This window comes from Leisingera sp. (assembly GCF_034669605.1).
Classification (GTDB): Bacteria; Pseudomonadota; Alphaproteobacteria; order Rhodobacterales; family Rhodobacteraceae; genus Leisingera.
The window spans coordinates 1-3,949 of record NZ_JAXMOX010000303.1 but is presented as its reverse complement, the minus strand read 5'-3'; the positions used below and the strand labels follow the sequence as shown (position 1 = coordinate 3,949).

At 60.7% G+C, this 3,949-nt stretch carries 4 protein-coding genes and 1 pseudogene; 3 read left to right on the top strand and 2 right to left on the bottom strand.

Translation table 11 applies throughout. The annotated features are described in order from the left end of the window. Window positions 1–1,247: pseudogene (locus VOI29_RS23195) on the bottom strand (hypothetical protein); the annotation flags it as partial. A 45-nt stretch (window positions 1,248–1,292) separates the two neighbouring features. Between VOI29_RS23195 and VOI29_RS23190 the strand changes: the two are divergent. Together VOI29_RS23190 and VOI29_RS23185 are read left to right on the top strand one after the other, a co-directional pair. Further along, a complete protein-coding gene (locus tag VOI29_RS23190) occupies window positions 1,293–2,270 on the top strand; it encodes a PAS domain-containing protein (protein ID WP_323784096.1) in 978 nt (325 codons plus the stop codon). A 134-nt stretch (window positions 2,271–2,404) separates the two neighbouring features. Then, window positions 2,405–2,824, top strand: a complete 420-nt coding sequence (locus VOI29_RS23185) for a PRC-barrel domain-containing protein (RefSeq protein WP_323784094.1) — start codon at window positions 2,405–2,407, stop codon at window positions 2,822–2,824. A 71-nt stretch (window positions 2,825–2,895) separates the two neighbouring features. On the opposite strand, the gene VOI29_RS23180 is transcribed toward VOI29_RS23185, so the two are convergent. Then, on the bottom strand, window positions 2,896–3,486 hold the full coding sequence (locus VOI29_RS23180) for a phosphohydrolase (RefSeq protein ID WP_323784092.1): 591 nt from the start codon (window positions 3,484–3,486) through the stop codon (window positions 2,896–2,898). Between the two features lie 98 nt (window positions 3,487–3,584). Here VOI29_RS23180 and VOI29_RS23175 point away from each other — a divergent pair. Next, window positions 3,585–3,949, top strand: a 365-nt coding sequence (locus VOI29_RS23175) for a LysR family transcriptional regulator (protein WP_323784090.1), incomplete at its 3' end; no start/stop codon positions are given.

Here is a 3,949-nt window from a genome sequence, read left to right as displayed (position 1 = left end):
GTATCAAAGGCGCGTGATGCAACGTCAAAACCTTCCCTGAATGGGTTGATCGTGTCGATCAGGTCAATATCCAACTCGCGCACATTGATGAAGCGCTTCACCATGTTGAGAAGAGAATGGTTCGGGCCGTCGTCGCCCTCTTCATCTTTCCCCTTGAATGCCTCGGCCTGGTCATTGAACCCGGGATTGTCTTCGTGGCGTTTCGCCATCCAGATCAGGTTCATCCGAGCAACCAGATCCTGCCTGTCATCGTCGACGATCGCCCGAGCCCGCGGAGTGGGTGGTTCCAGAAGCCCGCCGAGGCCGATGTTGACGCGGCCTTCCTTGCCCACATGCACTGGCTCTCGGATATTGCCGTCGCCGTTCGTGTAAGTGTCCCGGGTGGTGGCGCCCTTGTACGATCCCCGTTCATCGGTGTCATCGACGCGAAAGCCAAACCAACCTTCGGAGATCTCGCGGATCCTGGCGATCATGCTGTCGGTGCAGTCCATGATCTCTTTGCGTTCGTCCTGCTGATCCTTCGTCCTCTTTGGCATCCGCCGCTTGGCACGTATCTGAAACGCTCGGATCTCGTTCACGCAGGCCCCAAAAAACTGGCTTTCATGAAACCGGCCAGTTGGACGCTGCCATGAAAACTTCGGCGCCGATGCGACCTTACTCCCGGGGTATTCTTGTGAGAGGTTTTGGGGCTGCCCGTCTTCGTCCAGATAAGTCGAGTTGAAAACATCAAGGGGTGCAACCCTGGGATCGAAATCAACATCGAGCCGATACACGTAACCGCTACGTGCTTCGGCAGTGACCGCGCAGTTCAACTGGGTATTCCGCCGGTCTGCCGCGGTTTCCCAGTTCACTGTCAAAACCATGTCATCATGGCTGAGGCGACGCTCGATCAACTCGCCGCTCTTTTCGACCTTTGCCTTCCAGCGGCGCAGCCTCTCGCGCTCGTGGGCAAGGTAGACCTCCTCGAACCAGGCGATGCGATCGTAGATGCGGGACATGCCGATGCTTTTGCCGGTCGCAATGCCAAGGGTTCTCTGAATATCAATGATACCTGCGCTGTTCCGGACCGCACCGAGGATGCGAAGGTTGTCCGCGGTGTTCTTTTGCCCGGCATGAGGCCAGGACACAGAAAAGCGCGCGCCTTTCTTGCCCTTGCACGGTTTGTGCACCACCCGAATGGATTTTGGAGCGGCGTTTCTCTTCGCAGGCTTGCCGTCCCGGACCCCATTGCCGCACAGGGCGTTCACGCCTAGGCTGAGACACCTGCACGGAAGGCGCCAGGAGTTTCAGAAATGCCCCTAACTGAGTGGAGCTTAAGCTCTGGCAGGGAGATCGCGGACACCATCATCCGGAACGTCCGTCTGCCGCTGTGCATCACCGACCCGAAACTGCCGGACAACCCGATTATCTATGCCAACCCGGCATTCTGCGAGCTGACGGGGTATCCGCTGGACGAGGTGACCGGCCGCAACTGCCGGTTCCTGCAGGGACCGGACACCACGCCCGAAAGCGTCGCTGCTGTCCGGGAGCTGCTCAGCGGACAGACGGTCGGCACGGTGGAGATCCTCAACTACCGCAAGGACGGCACAGCGTTTCTGAATGCGCTGCAGACCGGACCGGTGCTGGGCGCAGACGGCAAGGCGGAATACTTCTTCGGCTCGCAGCTGGACATCTCTGCCATACGCGCGGCGGAACGGCAGGCGCAAGCGCTGGCCGACCGCGAATTGCGGCACCGGCTGGGTAATATTGTCAACGTGATGTCGGTGATCATCCGGATGACGGCGCAGGAGGAATCCAGCAACAGCGGTTTTGGCAAAACCCTGACCGGCCGCTTGGAGGCGCTGGGAAAGGCGCATATCGATTCCATCGTCCAGCCCGCGCAAGTCCGGCCCGGGTTGCATGCGCTGGCAGAGCAGCTGCTTACTGTCTATGCCCCGTTGGGCAGACGCCAGGTCAGCCTGTCCGGCGCTGATTTTACTCTGCCGGAGCATCTGGTTTCGCCGCTGACATTGCTGCTGCACGAACTGGCCACCAACGCGGTCAAGCACGGAGGGCTCAGCTGTGCCGGGGGCAAGGTGCGGCTGTCCTGGACAGCTGAGGGCGCTGACCTGCAGTTGAAGTGGCAGGAAACAGGCGGCCCCGCTGTCTCGGTCCCCAAGCGCCGGCATGGATCCGCCATCATCCGCAAACTGGTGGCGGCTTCCGGTGGCAGGCTCGAATTTGACTGGCAGCCGTCCGGGCTGGTGGCCACAGCGGCCTTCACAGCCTAGCTTCGTGCTCAGCAGGCGCTGCAGGCTGACGACGGCAAGGCACAGACGGCAGAAAGGATTTTTCAACTTTTCTGGAACCTTCCCCCGGGCTGGGCCGTTCTCCTCATGAACGAAGCAGCACAGGAGATATCACATTGAAACGCTTAACCATGATCGCCTTCGCCGCCGGTTTCGCCGCTGCCCCGGCAGTTGCAGAAATGCAGACGGACGCAGGCCACCTGATCCGCACCCGTGATATCACGGGCGGCGACATCTATACCCTGAACGGCCCGATGGATGCCGACACCTGGGGCAATTGGGAGGCCGCGGGCGTTGGCCCGGACTGGAACGACATTGGTGAAATCGAAGACATCATCCTGGACCGCAAGGGCGCCATGAAAGGGATTGTCGCTGAAGTCGGCGGTTTTCTGGATATCGGCGATAAACATGTGATGATCCCGGTGGAGGACATGCGTCTGGCCCCGGTCGACGACAAACGCTACGTGATCGTCACCCGCTATACCGAGGAACAGCTGGAGCAGTTGCCAGAGGTTGACGAGGGCTGGTGGGACTGATCACAGTTTTTTTTGAAAAGAGGGGCCATCCGGCCCCTCTTTCCGTGTCCGGACCAGTGTCAGGCCGGGGTTTAATCCTCCGCGGTTTCTGCCAGTTCCATGTGGCCCCAGCCGCGCGACAGCACCCGGCGCAGGATCGGCTCGAAGAACTCCAGCGGCTTGGTCGGATACGCCGGATCAAAGGCGCATTGGTCGTATGTCTCGCAGAAATACCGGCAGTCTTCCCAGTGCGGGCTATCGCGGTATTTGTCCCGCGCGTTGCGGTCGCCGCCGAAGTAGTGGTTGTAGTAGAAGCCCTGGAACACGCAGTGGTGCTTGAGGATCCAATAGGTCTTCTCGCTGACGTAGGGCTTCATCATCGCCGCCGACAGCTCGCCGTGATTGTAGGGCGACAGGATGTCGCCGGTGTCATGGATCAGTGCAGCCACGATGATTTCATCATTGGCACCATCCGCATGGGCACGGGTCGCAGCCTGCAGGCTGTGCTGGTAGCGGTTCACCGGGTAAGGGGTCCAGTCCTCGTCCAGCGAACGGATCGCATCCAGGATCCGCTCGGGCAGGGCCGCGTTGTAGGCCGCCTCATAGGCTTCGACTGCGGCCCAGTCTTCGGCAGTGGCGTTCTGGAAACTGGTCCAGGTCGGTTTGTGGCTTTTGTCCAGCATAGGCGGGTCCTCTGGTTGATCTCAGGACAGGATAGCGGCCGCTGGGCAAGCAGAAAAACGAATTGATTTGCTCAGTCTGAGCAGAAATAGTGATTGCCATGCAGATCAACGCTTTTGAAACTTTTCTTGCGATCGAGGCCGCTGGCAGCTTTCACGGCGCGGCGCGGCGGCTGCACATCACCCAGACTGCGGTCAGTGCCCGGATCAAAGGGCTGGAAGACAGCCTGGGGGCAACACTGTTTGAGCGCGGCCCGGGCGGCACGCGGCTGTCGGCGGCGGGGCGGCAGTTTCTGCCCTATGCCGAGCAGATGATGCGCACCTGGGAATTTGTCTCGGGCGATTTGCGCGCCAGCCTGGCAGGGCGGGTTTCGCTGCGGCTGGGCGCGCAGCTGTCGGTCTGGGACCCGCTGTTGGTGGATGTGGCGGTCTGGCTGGAGCAGGCGCAGGGCACGGTGCCGTTCAC